The sequence below is a fragment of the Naasia aerilata genome, from assembly GCF_030296595.1.
GTDB lineage: Bacteria > Actinomycetota > Actinomycetes > Actinomycetales > Microbacteriaceae > Naasia > Naasia aerilata.
Map to the genome: position 1 here is coordinate 214934 of NZ_AP027731.1, position 13773 is coordinate 228706.

General features: G+C 72.4%; 14 protein-coding genes. 8 read left to right on the top strand and 6 right to left on the bottom strand.

Annotated elements, in window-relative coordinates; translation table 11 throughout:
- Positions 1-68 precede the first annotated feature (68 nt).
- From QUE51_RS01170 to QUE51_RS01190, 6 genes are all read left to right on the top strand, one after another.
- Positions 69-1145, top strand: coding sequence for a hypothetical protein (locus tag QUE51_RS01170; protein WP_286277800.1), 1077 nt, complete (start codon positions 69-71; stop codon positions 1143-1145).
- On the top strand, positions 1138-2088 hold the full coding sequence (locus QUE51_RS01175) for a hypothetical protein (RefSeq protein ID WP_286277801.1): 951 nt from the start codon (positions 1138-1140) through the stop codon (positions 2086-2088). Before QUE51_RS01170 ends, QUE51_RS01175 begins: the two co-directional genes overlap by 8 nt.
- Before the next feature lie 12 nt (positions 2089-2100).
- Positions 2101-2724 (top strand): GyrI-like domain-containing protein, encoded by a 624-nt coding sequence (locus QUE51_RS01180; RefSeq protein WP_286277802.1) that lies wholly within the window; start codon positions 2101-2103, stop codon positions 2722-2724.
- Between the two features lie 199 nt (positions 2725-2923).
- The gene (locus tag QUE51_RS18335; protein WP_434017230.1) at positions 2924-4762 is read left to right on the top strand and encodes a delta-60 repeat domain-containing protein; all 1839 of its coding nucleotides are present in this window, start codon (positions 2924-2926) and stop codon (positions 4760-4762) included.
- Positions 4669-5460 carry a PKD domain-containing protein gene (locus tag QUE51_RS01185; protein ID WP_434017255.1) on the top strand — a complete coding sequence of 264 codons (792 nt, stop codon included), beginning with the start codon at positions 4669-4671 and terminating at the stop codon, positions 5458-5460. Before QUE51_RS18335 ends, QUE51_RS01185 begins: the two co-directional genes overlap by 94 nt.
- 122 nt (positions 5461-5582) lie before the next feature.
- Positions 5583-6050 (top strand): DUF6220 domain-containing protein, encoded by a 468-nt coding sequence (locus QUE51_RS01190; RefSeq protein ID WP_286277805.1) that lies wholly within the window; start codon positions 5583-5585, stop codon positions 6048-6050.
- Positions 6051-6072: 22 nt separating this feature from the next.
- Here QUE51_RS01190 and QUE51_RS01195 read toward each other — a convergent pair whose 3' ends face one another.
- The 6 genes from QUE51_RS01195 to QUE51_RS01220 all read right to left on the bottom strand — a co-directional run bounded on the left by QUE51_RS01195 (position 6073) and on the right by QUE51_RS01220 (position 12027).
- A complete protein-coding gene (locus tag QUE51_RS01195; RefSeq protein ID WP_286277806.1) occupies positions 6073-7728 on the bottom strand; it encodes a GTPase family protein in 1656 nt (551 codons plus the stop codon).
- Complete coding sequence (locus QUE51_RS01200) at positions 7725-9434, bottom strand: GTPase domain-containing protein (protein WP_286277807.1); 1710 nt, start codon at positions 9432-9434, stop codon at positions 7725-7727. The genes QUE51_RS01195 and QUE51_RS01200 overlap by 4 nt, the downstream gene beginning before the upstream one ends.
- An 84-nt stretch (positions 9435-9518) precedes the next feature.
- Entirely contained in the window at positions 9519-9902 is a 384-nt protein-coding gene (locus QUE51_RS01205) for a DUF3224 domain-containing protein (protein ID WP_286277808.1), read from the bottom strand.
- Positions 9903-9979: 77 nt separating this feature from the next.
- Positions 9980-11323 (bottom strand): permease prefix domain 1-containing protein, encoded by a 1344-nt coding sequence (locus QUE51_RS01210; RefSeq protein ID WP_286277809.1) that lies wholly within the window; start codon positions 11321-11323, stop codon positions 9980-9982.
- 121 nt (positions 11324-11444) lie between these two features.
- On the bottom strand, positions 11445-11678 hold the full coding sequence (locus tag QUE51_RS01215; protein ID WP_286277810.1) for a PadR family transcriptional regulator: 234 nt from the start codon (positions 11676-11678) through the stop codon (positions 11445-11447).
- 220 nt (positions 11679-11898) lie between these two features.
- Positions 11899-12027 carry a hypothetical protein gene (locus QUE51_RS01220; protein ID WP_286277811.1) on the bottom strand — a complete coding sequence of 43 codons (129 nt, stop codon included), beginning with the start codon at positions 12025-12027 and terminating at the stop codon, positions 11899-11901.
- 10 nt (positions 12028-12037) lie between these two features.
- Here QUE51_RS01220 and QUE51_RS01225 point away from each other — a divergent pair, with 10 nt between their 5' ends.
- Positions 12038-12862, top strand: a complete 825-nt coding sequence (locus QUE51_RS01225) for a hypothetical protein (protein WP_286277812.1) — start codon at positions 12038-12040, stop codon at positions 12860-12862.
- Between the two features lie 201 nt (positions 12863-13063).
- A complete protein-coding gene (locus QUE51_RS01230) occupies positions 13064-13534 on the top strand; it encodes a DUF4126 domain-containing protein (protein WP_350226697.1) in 471 nt (156 codons plus the stop codon).
- Positions 13535-13773: the final 239 nt, after the last annotated feature.

The following is a 13773-nucleotide window of genomic DNA, read 5'->3' on the forward strand; positions in this document are numbered from 1 at the left end:
CGATAACCCTGCGCGACACGAACTCGCGGGTTTCTCGGAGCCCGCGAATCGCCGGATAGGTTGCGCGCATGAAGCTTTCGCGTTCACGGGGTCGGCGGACCGCCGCCGGGCTCGTCCTCGCCGTCGCCGTCGGCGGCTCCGTCCTCCTGACGGCCGGCCCAGCTGTGGCCACGCCGTCCGAGGTGAAGATCTCGTTCGACTCGCCCCGCGAGGTCAGCATCGAGTACGGCGAGCCCTGGGGCCTCACCCTGTCCTCCATCGCAACCGCCTCCTGCTACGGCTGTGACACGACGGTGACCCTGCTTGTGGACGGGGACGCCGCGGCAAGCACGTGGGGGACGGCCGGTACACGCAGCTATGGCACGTCCCAGTCCTACTTCTCGAGCTACCAGGTGGACGAGCCGCTGTCCGCTGGCGAGCACGAGCTCACGGCGACGGTCGCCGGCAACCAGTTCGGCCTCGAGCTCTTCGGGCAGACGGCCGAGCCTGCGACCATCACCGTCGCGCCGGCCGCTCTGGCAGTCGACCTCCGGGTGGAGACCGATCCGATTCACTCGGCGAACGCGGTCGTCACGGCGCGCCTGGCGGGCCACTTCATCGAGAGTCTCGTCCCGCGGCAGTACGACGACCAGGAGGACAGCCACCAGCCGCCCATGCTGCCGGCCGGGACGTGGAGCGTCTCGATCGCCGACGCATCCGGTGCCGCGGTCTACACCCAGGAGACGCCGGTCGAGGCCGGGGGCGATCCCTACCTCACCCAGTACTGGAAGGACGTGCCGGCCGGCACCACCTTCACGGCGTCCGCATCCTTCACGCCGTCGGGCGACACCGCCGACGACTTCACGGTGACGAACGCGGAGAACGCGTCCTACACCTCACCCGCCGCCACGACCGTGGTCGCGCCCGTGGATGAGCCGGACGCGGTGGAGCCGACCGCGTCGACTGCGGGTCCCAGCGTCCCGCTGTGGGTCGCGGCTGCCGCGGGCCTCGTGGGACTGTCCGGCCTTCTCGCTATCCTGCTCACCCTCCTTCTCGTCCGCCGGCGCCCCCGGCCCGCGGCAGGTCCCGACTCATCGTCCCCGGCCGACGGTCCCGCCGCGCCCGATGCCGACACCGCCGTCCTTCAGGAGTCCGCTCATGTCTAAGCGCTCTCTCGCACTCGCGCTCCTCGCCGCTCTCGCGACCTCGATGAGCATCGGCGCGGTGGCCGGCCCCGCAGCCGCGGCCCAGCCCACGGACACCGAGATCGTCACCTCGGGTCCGCTGGAGACCGGCTTCGGGTCGAACTGGGTGGTCGAGGTCACAGTGACCGATTCGGACGGCGTCCCCGTCGACCCGACCGGTGGCACGATCGACGCGTACGTCGTCGGCATCGCGGGCCCGATCGCCCACGCCGTGCCGCTGCAGGCCGGCGCCCGCGCCTACGTCAGCCAGCCGGATGCGGGTCCGCTCCTGCCAGCCGGCACCTACGACCTCTCCGCGGTCTTCGTCCCCGCGCCCGGCTCCGGCCTCGAGCCCAGCCAGGCGCCCACCACGCTCCAGCTCACGGTCACGCCGATCGCGCTGACTCCCTCGTTCTCGCTGACGGGCGGGACAGGTGAGAAGGATCCGCCCGTCGTCGTGCTCGACCTCGGCGCGGACAGCGCTTCGGCGCCCGGCGGCGCGCCCTCCGGCACCTGGAGCGTGGCGGTCACCGATGAGAAGGACGCCACGGTGTTCACCACGGAGGTCGCGCAGCCCGCATCGACGACCGGTCCTCTCCGGGTACCCGTCGAGGCGAAGCTCGACGCGGGTCAGACCTACTCAATCGCGGCCGGCTTCGCACCGGAGGAGCGGATCGCCGGCGGGATCACGGTCGCGCCGATGGCGGCCAAGACGTTCACCACCCCCGAGACGACCTTCGCGGACTGGGCCGCCACCCCGGTGGCCCTTCCCATCGCCGTGATCGTCGGCGGGGGTGCACTCGTCGCCCTCCTCGTGCTCGCCGCCGTCCTCCTGCCCTTCCTGCTCCGACGACGCCGCGACGAGCCGGTCGATGCCCTCGAGCCGGACGACGCGCCAGAGCGTGAGCCGGCCGCCATCCTCTGACCCGTCATCGCGTTGCCCAAGTTCGACATCAAGGTCGCGCACAGGAGCGCCTACTCCGGCGAGGAGGGCACCTTCTCGCTGATCGAGGTGCCGCCTATCCGGTACCTCGCCGTCGACGGCGAGGGCGACCCGAACAGCGCCGATGACTACCGCTCTGCGGTCGAGGCGCTCTATGCGCTCGCATACGCCATCAAGTTCGCGAGCAAGGCGGCCGGGCAGGACTTCGTGGTCGCGCCGCTCGAGGGGCTCTGGCGCTCGGACGACCTGGGCGCCTTCCGCCGGCGGGAGAAGGACGCGTGGCGCTGGACGATGCTGATCGCCCAGCCCGACTGGATCGACGCGGACGCCCTCGCCGCAGGCCGGGAGGCGGTGCTGAAGATGCGGACGCCGTCGCACCTTCACCGCGCCCAACTCCTGACGCTGAACGAGGGCCTCTGCGTCCAGACCTTGCACGTGGGGTCCTACGACGCGGAGGCCGCCGTCCTGGCCCGCCTGCACGACGAGTACCTGCCGGAGCAGGGACTTGCTCCCCGTGCGGACCACCACGAGATCTATCTCAGCGATCCTCGGAGGACCGCGCCGGCGAAGCTCAAGACCCTCCTCCGTCAGCCCGTCGAGCGCACCCGGCAGCCCTGACCCGGCGCTCTCCAAGGCGGTCCTTCGAGGCCCCGTGGATCGACCCGCGGAGACCGGCGGCTGAACAGGAGGCGACGAGCGACCTCTCCTGCCCCCGACAGGGCCGTCCACCCTTGGCACGGCGCGGAACGCGACCTACCATTCCCTCGAACGGTCAGCCGTCCGGCTGCCCGCGCCTCCCCGAGATCAAGGCGCAGCCATGCCCAGCTCCATTCCCGGACGCGTCCGCGCGCTCGCCCTCGCCACCGCGGCCCTCGTCGCCGTCGGACTCCTCGGCACCCTCCCCGCCCGTGCCGACACCGCGCCGCAGGGCGGCCAGGTCGCGACCGTGTCGACGGACCCGCTGCCGACCGTGCAGATCGACGGAGTCGTGTGGTCGCAGGTCGTGGTGGGCAGCACGGTGTACGTCGGAGGAAGCTTCTCGACCGCGCGACCCGCCGGCGCCGCCGCGGGCTCCAACACGACACCACGCGCGAACGTCCTGGCCTTCAACCTCACGACCGGCGCCCTGCTGTCCGGGTTCGTGGCCAACACCAACGCCGAGGTCCGGTCGATCACCGCCGCGCCGGACGGCAGCCGCATCTACATCGCGGGGTCGTTCACGTCCGTCAACGGCACGACCCGCAACCGCCTCGCGGCGCTCAACCCCACCACGGGCGCGGTCATCAGCGGATTCGCCCCCTCCTTCAACTCGACCGTCGAAGCCGTGAAGGCGACGGCGAGCACCGTCTACGCCGGCGGCGGCTTCACCGCGGTCAGCGGCCAGACGCGCACGCGCGGCGCGGCGGTCGCGGCGAGCAACGGTGCCGTCCAGCCGTTCGCCCCCGTCATCGAGGGAGGCCGCGCTCGCGCCCTCGTCCTCTCGCCCGACGGCGGCCGCGTCGTGTTCGGCGGCTCGTTCACCACGATCAACGGCTCGGGGAACCCCGGATACGGGCTCGGTGCGGTGAACGCGGCGACCGGAGCCCTCGTGCCGTGGAACGCCAACTCGCAGGTCCGGAACGGCGGCACGGACGCGGCCATCTGGAGCCTCTCCTCCGACGGCGACAGCGTCTTCGGCAGCGGCTACCACTACGGCGGAGGAGGCAACCTCGAGGGCTGGTTCCGCGCCAGCTGGACGAACGGCGACCTCGTCTGGGTCGCGGACTGCCACGGCGACACCTACTCCACCTTCCCCTACAACGGCGCCGTCTACATCGCCGGCCACGCGCACTACTGCGCGAACATCGGCGGCTTCCCGCAGACGGATCCGAACTGGACCTACCAGCGCGGCATGGCGACCACGAAGGCGTGGAACGGCAACCGCAACGGCGGCCAGACGCTGGGCTACCCGTCCTGGCAGGGCGTCGCCGCCCCGGACCTGCTCAACTGGTGGCCGGACTTCAACACCGGCACCGCGAGCGGAGCGGGTCAGGGGCCGTGGAGCGTCACGGCCGGTGGCAACTACGTGGTCTACGGCGGCGAGTTCACTCGGGTCAACAATCAGCCGCAGCAGGGTCTTGTCCGATTCGCGGTGAGCAGCGTCGCCCCGAACAAGGACGGGCCGCGCCTGAGCGGATCCGGCTTCGTGCCGACGCTCTCCTCCCCTCCGCGGGCACGGTGCGGGTCAGCTGGGTGGCGAACTACGACCGCGACAACCAGTTCCTCACCTACCGGATCTTCCGGGACGGCAACACCACGACTCCGGTCACCACGACCACTGTCGGGTCGCGCATCTGGTTCGACCGGCCGACCACGACCTACACGGACAGCGGACTGTCCGCGGGCACGCACAGCTACCGTCTTCGGGCCGATGACCCCTTCGGCAACAGCGTGTGGGGCGACCCCGTGTCGATCACCATCGCGGGCGGCGCCGGCAACACCCCGCCCTCCGCCTCCTTCACGAACACCGTCAGCAACCTCACGGCGTCGTTCACGTCGACCTCGACGGACCCCGACGGCAGCATCGCCTCCACCTCCTGGCAGTTCGGCGACGGAACCACCGGGAGCGGGACCAGCGTCAGCCACACCTACGCCACCGCGGGCACCCGGACGGTGACCCTCACCGTGACGGACAACGCGGGCGCCACCGCGACGTCCAGCAGGAGCATCACGGTGGGCGCGGCGCAGCCGGCCGAGCTGGCCCGCGACGACTTCGGCCGGACGACGACCGGCGGCTGGGGCACCGCTCCAGTGGGCGGCGCGTGGACGCTCGGATCGACGACCACCTCCGCGTACTCGACCGACGGAAGCAGCGGGAGAATCACCTCGACCGGCGCGGGACGCACGTACGAGGCTTTCCTCGGGGGCGTGACGACCACGAGCGCCGACGTGCGAGCGACGACCACAGCGACGCCGGTGCCCGCCGGCGGCAGCGTCTACCTCTCGCTGATCGGACGCCGCGTCGGCACCGCCGACTACCGGGCGCGCGCCGTGATCAGCGCGCAGGGCGCGATCACGCTGCAGCTCAACCGATCCGGGACGACCGTGGCGAGCACCGCCGCGGGCACGTTCGCAGACGGGGACCGACTGCAACTGCGCCTCCAGGTGACCGGCACCTCGCCCACGACCCTGCGTGCGAAGCTCTGGAAGGCGGGTACCGCCGAGCCGGCCGCATGGCAGGTCACCTTCTCGGACTCGACGGCGGAGCTGCAGACGGCCGGCTCGTCGGGCCTGGGGCTCTACGTCGGATCGAGCGTCACGAGCCTGCCCACTACGGCCGGCTTCGACGACTTCTCACTCGTCGCGGCGGGGTGATCCGGGCAGGGGCGCCCCCGGGACCTTCCGCCCTGACCCCACCGTGACGGGCCGAGTACCGTGCGGGTCGATCGACGAGCCCCCTCGCGAGGTTCGCCTCCGCCGCACGGGATCGAGGGATCATGCGCAGGGTCTTCCAGGTGGTCACCGTCCTGCTCGCCGCGTCGGCGGCGCTCCAGCTCTACTTCGCCGCGGTGGGCGTCTTCTCGTCGGAGGAGAACGACCCGTTCGCGCTGCACACGACCAACGGGCGCATCGTCCTGCCGATCCTGGTGCTGCTGACCATCCTCTGCGCCGCCCTGGCCCACGCCGGGCGGCGAACGATCTGGATCACCGTGATCGTCTTCGTGCTGCTCGTCTTCCAGACGCTCTTCATCCTCATCCCGTCGCTGATCTTCGGCGTCGAGCCCGGCGGAGACAACGTGCCCGCAGTCGCCACGGCACTCATGGCGCTGCACGGCATCAACGGCGGCGTGATCGTCGCCCTCAGCGGGACGCTCGTAGAGCGGTCGACCGCCCTCGCGGCCCGCAGGGAGTCTCACCCTCGACCGGTGGAAGCCGTGCCCGAGAGGGACGCGGTTCCGCACTGAGCAGCGGCGGCGCTCCCGTGGGTCAGCGGCCCGCGCGGTCGAGGTTCTCGCGGGTCGTCCGGTGGCGCTCCAGGACGGCCGCGATCGGCTCGACGATGCGTTCCTCGGTCACCGCGGATACCGAGGACCGCAGCCGCCCGGCCATGACGGCCTTGCGATGGCGAGCACCCACGCGTGCCCACCAGCGGGCGAGGCCGGCGAGCAGCATCCCCACGAGCGCTCCGCCGACCAGCATCAGGAGCGGCACGGGGACGACGCCCACCGAGGGCGTCTCGGGGCGGGGCAGGGCGAGGAGTCCGAGGACGTAGAGGCCGGCCAGCCAGAGGACGCCCGCGAGCGCCACCAGGCCGAAGACCCACTGCAGGACGTTGGCGACCGACCACCACACCGGGCGTCGCGCCCGCAGCGAGGTGCCGAGCACCGCCTGGTCCAGCGCGTCGGGGAGGGAATCGTTGCCGCCCGTGGCGGCCCCGTCGACCGCGCGCTCCCAGCGCGGCGGGAGGCCCTCGCCAGCCGCGCGCACGAAGCCGCGGATCGCGACGTCCACCGCCGACCGGGCGGAGCTGGGAGCGATCGGGATCGAGGACCTGGCGAGCACGTCGCGGGCGTCGCCCTCCTCCTCGCGGGGAACGGGGCGGTTGGAGCCGTCACCCAGGCGCAGGCGGCGCAGCGGATCGGGCCCACGGCGGCCGACCCAGCGGGAGAACAGCCACCCGGAGCGTCGCAGCGCGCTCCGCCGGTAGTCGCGGCCGACCGCGTCCAGCACGATGGGCACACCCGCGGCGCGGCCGAGCGCGCCGTCGAGGTCCTTCCGGGGCAGCCACTCGACGCGCGGCTCGTCATCCGCCACCTCGGTGCGCAGGGTCCGGGCGGAGGTGACCACATCGGCGCTGAGCCGACGGAGCGACGCCTGGTGCCCCTCCACGTATTCGGCGATGCGCCGCTCGAGCTCCGCCACCCCCTCGCCGGTGCGGACGGAGGTGGCCAGCACCTTGGCGTTCGGGATGCCGTCCCGCTCCAGCAGCCTGCCCAGGTCGAGCGCGCACTCATGGGCGGCCTCGGGCGTCAGCCGGTCGGCCTGGTTGAGCACCGCGAGGGTGACCGACTCGTGCTGCGCGAGCAGGCGGACGAAATCATCGTGCAGCCGCGCATCCGCATACTTCTGGGGGTCCGTGACCCAGACGAACACGTCGACGAGCTGCAGCATCCGCTCGGCCTCGATCCGGTGGCTCGCCTCGCGCGAGTCGAAGTCCGGCATGTCGAGCAGGACGAGGCCGTCGAGGTCGGGAGGACCGGCAGGGCTGCCCACGAGGTGCCGGGCTTCGACCTTGAGCCAGTCGAGGAGCTCCCCGGCGTCCCCGGCGCCCCACACGGCGGCGGTGGGCTTCGACGTGGTGGGCCGCCGGGCTCCGATCCGGGACACGTCGGCCCCGACGAGCGCATTGAAGAGCGACGACTTGCCGCTCCCCGTCGCGCCGGCGAGTGCGACGACGGTGTGCCCGCCCGCGATCGCCGTGCGCTCCCCCACCTTGCCGACGACGGCGCGCGCACGCTCCGCGTCCTCCGGATCGAGCTCGTCGCCGCCGGCGTCGAGCGCTGCGCCGAGCGCGTGCACACGGTCGGGCAGCTCCTGGGCCGGATCGGCGGGGCGGCCGCGCGAGGAGCGGAGCGGGCTCACCGGGCTGCCCTCACGGCGGCGGCGGCCGCGGCGAGCGCGTCGCTCTGCTCGGCGGAGACGCCAGCCGAGGCGACCGCGGCCGAGAAGCGGTCGAGCTCGCCCGCGTACAGGTCCTCGACGCGCTCGATCAGCCGCTCGCGGGCCTTCTGCGCGAGGTCGCGAACCGCCTGGTCCCCGAACACGGCCTCGAGCACCTTCTGGCTGACGACAGCCGTGCCGCCAGCGATCCCGACCTCGATGAGGGCGAGACCTGCCGTGCTGGCGAAGGCGAGCAGCATCAGAGTCACGCCGAGGCCGTTCACCCCGTAGGCCATGATCCGGGCGGTGATCCGGCGGTCCTTCCCCTCCTCGCGCACCATGTCGAGGATGTCGCCCTGCCAGTCGCGCACCAGCCTCTCGATCCGCGCGTCCAGACCGGGGCTCGATCGGGCCAGGGCCGGCGAGATGGCGATGAGCTGCTCGCCGCCGGGCCGAGTGCGCCAGGCGCGACCGGTCGCGGCTGCGGCGAGTTCGGCGTGGTTGGAGATCAGCACGGCGGCCCCCGAGGTCAGCGCGTCGCCGAGTACCTCCTCGGGCGGCGGCTCCCCGCGGAAGAAGGACGTGACCCGGTCCCGCAGCCGGGACACCGTGGACTCCACCTGGCGGAAGAACTCTCCCGTGCCGACGAACTCCTGCCAGCGGGCGAGCACCTCGCCGCGGAGCAGCGTGCCGTCCTGCATCCCGGCGCGCACCTCCTGCAGCGCGTCGAGGTAGGCCCGCGCGGCGGCCTCGTCGAGAGCGCGGGCGGCGGAATTCTGCTCGGCGGAGGCGATCGCGAGCGTGGCGATGCGCTGATCGAGCGACTCGAGCGCGCCCTGCAAGGTCTGGCGGACCACGGCCGCCCGCGCCTGCGCGTCGCCGGCCAGCGTCCGCAGCCACGTGCGCAGGCTCGAAGCCTGCTCGTCGGGCAGCAGGCCGTCCTCGAGCCGGGACTCGGCGATCGCGAAGATGGGCGCCTGGTCGAGCCCCTGCTCGCGCAGCATCTCGCCGAGGTGCGTGTGGACGTCCTCCATCGCCTCGGGCGGCACGCGGTCCAGGACGATCGCGACCGCGGTGCCCCGCTCCCCTGCCTCGTGCAGGAGGTCCCACGGCACGGCGTCGGCGTAGCGGGCGGCGGTGGTGACGAAGATCCACAGGTCGGCGGCGGCGAGCAGCTGGGCGGCGAGCTCGCGGTTCGCCGCGACGACGCTGTCGATGTCCGGGGCGTCGAGCAGCGCGAGGCCCTGCCCCACCGCCTCGGTGGCCACGAGCCGGACGGACCCGGTGCTCGTGTCCCCGGTCGTCCCGCCCGTGACCCGGGCGAGGCCGGGCAGGATCCGCTGGTCGGTGAACCAGCGGGTGTCCGCGGGGTGGTGGATCAGGACCGGCGAGCGAGTGGTGGGCCGGAGCACACCGGGCTGGCTCACCTCCCGGCCGACGAGCGAGTTGACGAGGGTGGACTTGCCGGCACCGGTGGAGCCGCCGACCACGGCGAGGAGCGGGGCGTCGATGGACGAGAGACGCGGCAGCACGTAGTCGTCGAGCTGGTCCAGAAGGCGCGTGCGCAGCTGGCGAGCCGTGCCGCTGCCCGGCAGGTCGAGCGGCAGGGTGGCGTCGTCGAGGGCAGAGCGGAGCTGGGTCACCGCCGACAGGAGCGTCGCGGTGCCGACCGTGGACGCCTCGGGCACGTCGCCATCCTGCCGTGTCGTGCGGGTCCGCCCCACCCCTTGATTCTCGGCGCGGGTCCGGTCAGTCGTCGAGCCCCGTGCCCCTCAGTCGAGCGTGAAGCGGAAGAACGGACCCCGCTCGTCGTGCTCGATGGGCGCCGCTCCCGACCAGCCCGCGAAGGGTCCGGTGCCGGTCCCGGTGATGATGACCCCGCCCCAGGTGGACTCCTCGCCGAACTGCGTGCCCCAGTGGTGCACCGTCACGGTGCCTGGCTCGCCGCCGGGCATGGCCGCGGTGATGTGCTCGGCCGCGAGGTAGCCGCGGTTCGCCTCGTCCCCGGAATAGAGGAAGTAGACGACGCTCTCGCCGAGGATCCCCTCGGTGAACGTCTTGCGCAGCAGGCTCGCGGCCGCCCATCCGCCTTCCACGCCGGGCACGGTGCTCGCGTCGAAGGCGGTGACGTCGAACCGGGCGATGAGCTCACGCATGCGCCAACCCTAGGGCGGCGCCCCGACAGCGGAAGCCGACGTGCTGTCCCGTTCCGCGCAGGCCCGCCGGCCGGTCCTCAGGCGAACAGGAAGACGGGAGGCAGCACGAGCACCACGATCGCCGCCCAGACGCCGAACACGGGCAGGTAGCCGGTCTGCCACCGCTCCAGGCGGTCGGCGGTCTCGCTCCCGAAGAGCATCCGCACCGAACGCCACGCGGTGACGCCGAGGTTCGCCACCAGCAGCAGGTTGAGGCCGAGCGCGGCCATCCGGTTGGCGGTGAAGCCGAACTCGCCGATCCGCGACAGCATCGAGCCGAGGACGAGCACGTCGAGCACGAGCGCGGCGGCGATGGCGGCGAACCGGACGCCGTCCAGCACGCCGGCGCGCTGGGCCGGCTCGCGTGCGGAGAGGCCGTACAGCACGAGTCCGAGGACCACGAGCAGCAGGGCGTCGAACACCGTCAGGAGATCACGGTCGAAGTCGCGTCCGATTCCCCCGGCGGCATAGACGCCCACCGCCACCAGGAGCATGACGGCGAACAAGGGCGTGAAGATCGCGGTGAGGACCGGCGCGATGTTCTCGATGACGCTCTTCTTCGCCTCGACGAGCCACGCCGCGACGAGAACGGCGCCCGCGGCACCCGACGGCACCACCCAGAGGGCCACGTCCTCGACGGACGCCGGGGCGATCGGTGCCAGCACGAGCCCGGTGAGCCCCACCAGCACACCGCCGCCGAGCGCGATGAGCACGTAGTAGATGGCCCATTCGCCGGTGAAGCGGATGAAGTCCATCCGCCGCGCGGACGAACGCCAGTCCCCTGCGACATACGCGGCTCCGGCCACGAACCAGAGCACGACCGGCAGGTGCACGGCCACGAGCACGCCGGTGGCGGAGCCGTCCGGGAAGGGGAAGACGCCGACCGCGACGGCGAGCAGCGCGATGACCACTCCCAGGCCGACCGCCCACCGGGCGCGGATGCCGCGCGAGGCGACGAAATACGCAGCCAGCACGGGCAGCACGAACAGGCTGACGTCGCGGAGGAACCAGGGCGCGTCGGTCTCGGGCACGCCCGCCGCGACCCGGGCCACCTGGATGAGCACGGCGGCGACGGCCGCGAACCCGGCGGCCAGCAGGGGCGACCGGCGCCAGCCGCCCGTCTCCTCCGCGTGGTCGAGCACGAGCTGCTTCCACAGCCGCTCGCTGTGCTCCCGAGCGAACTCGGCGGTCAGGACGTCGACCTTGCCGAGGCGCTTGACCGCCACGAGGAACGCCTCGTCCTCGGTCAGGCCTGCGTCCACCAGCTCGGCGATCTGGTCCCGGAGGTGGTGCTCGAGCTCGTCCGCATCTGCCGGGGCGACGGCCCTGCCGCGGCTGACCGCGGCGCGCCAGTCGGCGATGTCGGTGTCGAGAGTCGCCATGCTCATGCTCCCGCCACCGCTCCGGTGCCCGGCATGGTGAGGCCCCACAGCCCGCCCAGCGTCCGCGTGGCGGTCTCCCACTGCCGGCGCTGATCCGCGAGCTGGGCCAGCCCCGAGTCCGTTATGGCGTAGTAGCGCCGCTTGCGTCCTTGATCGGACGCCCCCACTCCGCCCGCACGTGCCCGAGCCGCTCGAGCCGGTGGAGCAGCGGGTAGAGCATGCCGTCCGTCCACTCGAGTTCGCTGTCCGAGAGCTCCTTCACGCGCTTGAGGATCGCGTAGCCGTAGCTCTGCCCCTCCGCGAGGATCGCCAGCACGAGCGGCGACGCCATCGCGGCCACCAGGTCCTTGTCCATGACAACCTCCTTGCCTTTCGCCATTATGCATTGCACTGCTAGGTATGGCAAGACGGTGCTCGCGACGCGGGATGCCGACCGATTTGTCGGCACCGTCCGCGCGTCTCCCGTCGGCTCGGCTTCCAGCACTGGAAGCTCCCGATATGCGCCCTCCCTCCCGCCTGCTCCTCGCCCCTGCGCTGGTCGCATCGGCGTTCCTCGCCGGCTGTTCGGAGGCACCTCAGGCGACGCCGGCGGCCAGCGAAGCGCCCGCGGTCGCGGCCACGCCGACTCCGACTCCGACGCCCACTCCGACCGTGGCCTCGGCTCCGCCTGCCGTCTTCGGTGGGGACTGCGCCAGCGTGTTCACCGATGAGGAGGTGAGCGAGGCTCTGGGGGCTCCGTTCTCGGCGGTGGACCCGGCCCAGGTTGTTCTTCCGCAGATCCTGGCGGTCGAGCAGCTGGGCGGCATCCACTGCTCGTGGGCTCAGGTGGACGACCCATCGGTGCGGAGCTGGTTCACCGTCCTTCCCGCGTCCGCGGGGAGCGAGCAGGAGCTGAACCAGGTCAGCTGCTACGGGCCGTGCGCGTTCGGCACGGCGTCGAACGGGCTGTGGCTGGCCGGCGTCGTATATCCGTCCGCCGCCGAGGACGAGTCCAGCTCCGCCGTCGCAGCGCTCACCTCCGCTTTCGCCTCGAGCGCGGCTCGACAGCCGGCTCCCGTTCCGCCGGGCGCGGTTCCGGGCCGGTGGGCCGGAGCCGTCGACTGCGCAGCGCTCTCGGATGCGGCGGGCCTCCCTGCCGCACTGGGCGATCCCCAGCTGCACGTCGATCGCGGCGACTACCCGGGCGAGGCCGGCCCGGGCGCCTACGCGGCGGCGAAGGCCGCGGGGGTCACGAACTGCTGGTGGAGCTCGGACGAACCGGCGACACGCGGACCTCTGGATTTCGCGGTCCAGCTGCTTCCCGCCGGCGGATGGGTGCGGGCTCGGATCGAGGCGCTCCCTGGGGCGCAGTCGATCTCGGTCCCCGGCGCAGACGCAGCCTTCGTCGTCGCCACGTCCTCCGAATGGAGAGACTCCGAGGTGCTGCACGTGTTCGCCGGCGGCAACTGGATGACGGTTCAGTCCTCCTCGACAGCGGTGTCCCTCGAGGATGTGCTGCCGGCGGTTCCGCCTCTGCTCTCCGCTCTCGCTCGTGGCTGAGCCCGCCGACCGGTAGCCTCACGGCAGGGCCCGCTCGATCAGCGGAGGAGACAGGGATGTTGGAAGCGCTCGCCGGCACAGGACTGGCCGCGGCCGCCGGCCTGAACGCGTACATCCCCATGCTGGCGCTCGCCCTGCTGTCGCGGTTCACGGACCTGGTCACCCTCCTCCGGATGGGCCTGGCTCGAGAACGGCTGGGTCATGAGCGTGCTCGCCGTCCTCCTCCTGCTCGAGTTCATCGCCGACAAGATCCCGGCGGTCGACAACATCAACGACATCGTCCAGACGGTCGTTCGCCCCGCCGCAGGCGGCATCGTGTTCGGTTCGGGCACCTCGGCGCAGACGGCGGCGATCCAGGATCCCGGTGCGTTCTTCACCTCAGGGAGCTGGGTGCCGGTTGCGGTGGGCGTCGCGGTCGCCCTCGTGGTCCACCTGCTGAAAGCGGGCACCCGCGCCGCAGCCAACGCCGCGCTCGCCGGCATCGGGGCTCCCGTGCTCAGCGTGGCGGAGGACGTCACCAGCGTGGCGCTGGTCGTCGCCGCGATCCTGCTGCCCGTGCTCGTGCTCGTCGCCCTGGCCGGACTGGCGGTCGTGGCGATCCTGGTCGTGCGGTGGGGACGCCGCCGCGCGATCGAGCGGCGCGCGGCGAAGGCGCTGGCCGCCACGCTCTGATCCGGGCTGCTGTCGACCGCACGCATCAGCGGGCCCACAGGCGACACCCAGCACGATGAGCGGGTGACGAGAACCCGGCGCAGCCTCCTGTCCGCCTTCGTGCCGCCGGCGGTCACCCTCCTCGGGTATCAGCGGGAGTTCTCGTCGGCGGCCCGGACGCTCGCACTCGCCGAGAAGCACGTCGCCCACCCGGAGTCGCACACTCCCCGCGGAGCATCCGCCGCACCGTCGACGTCACC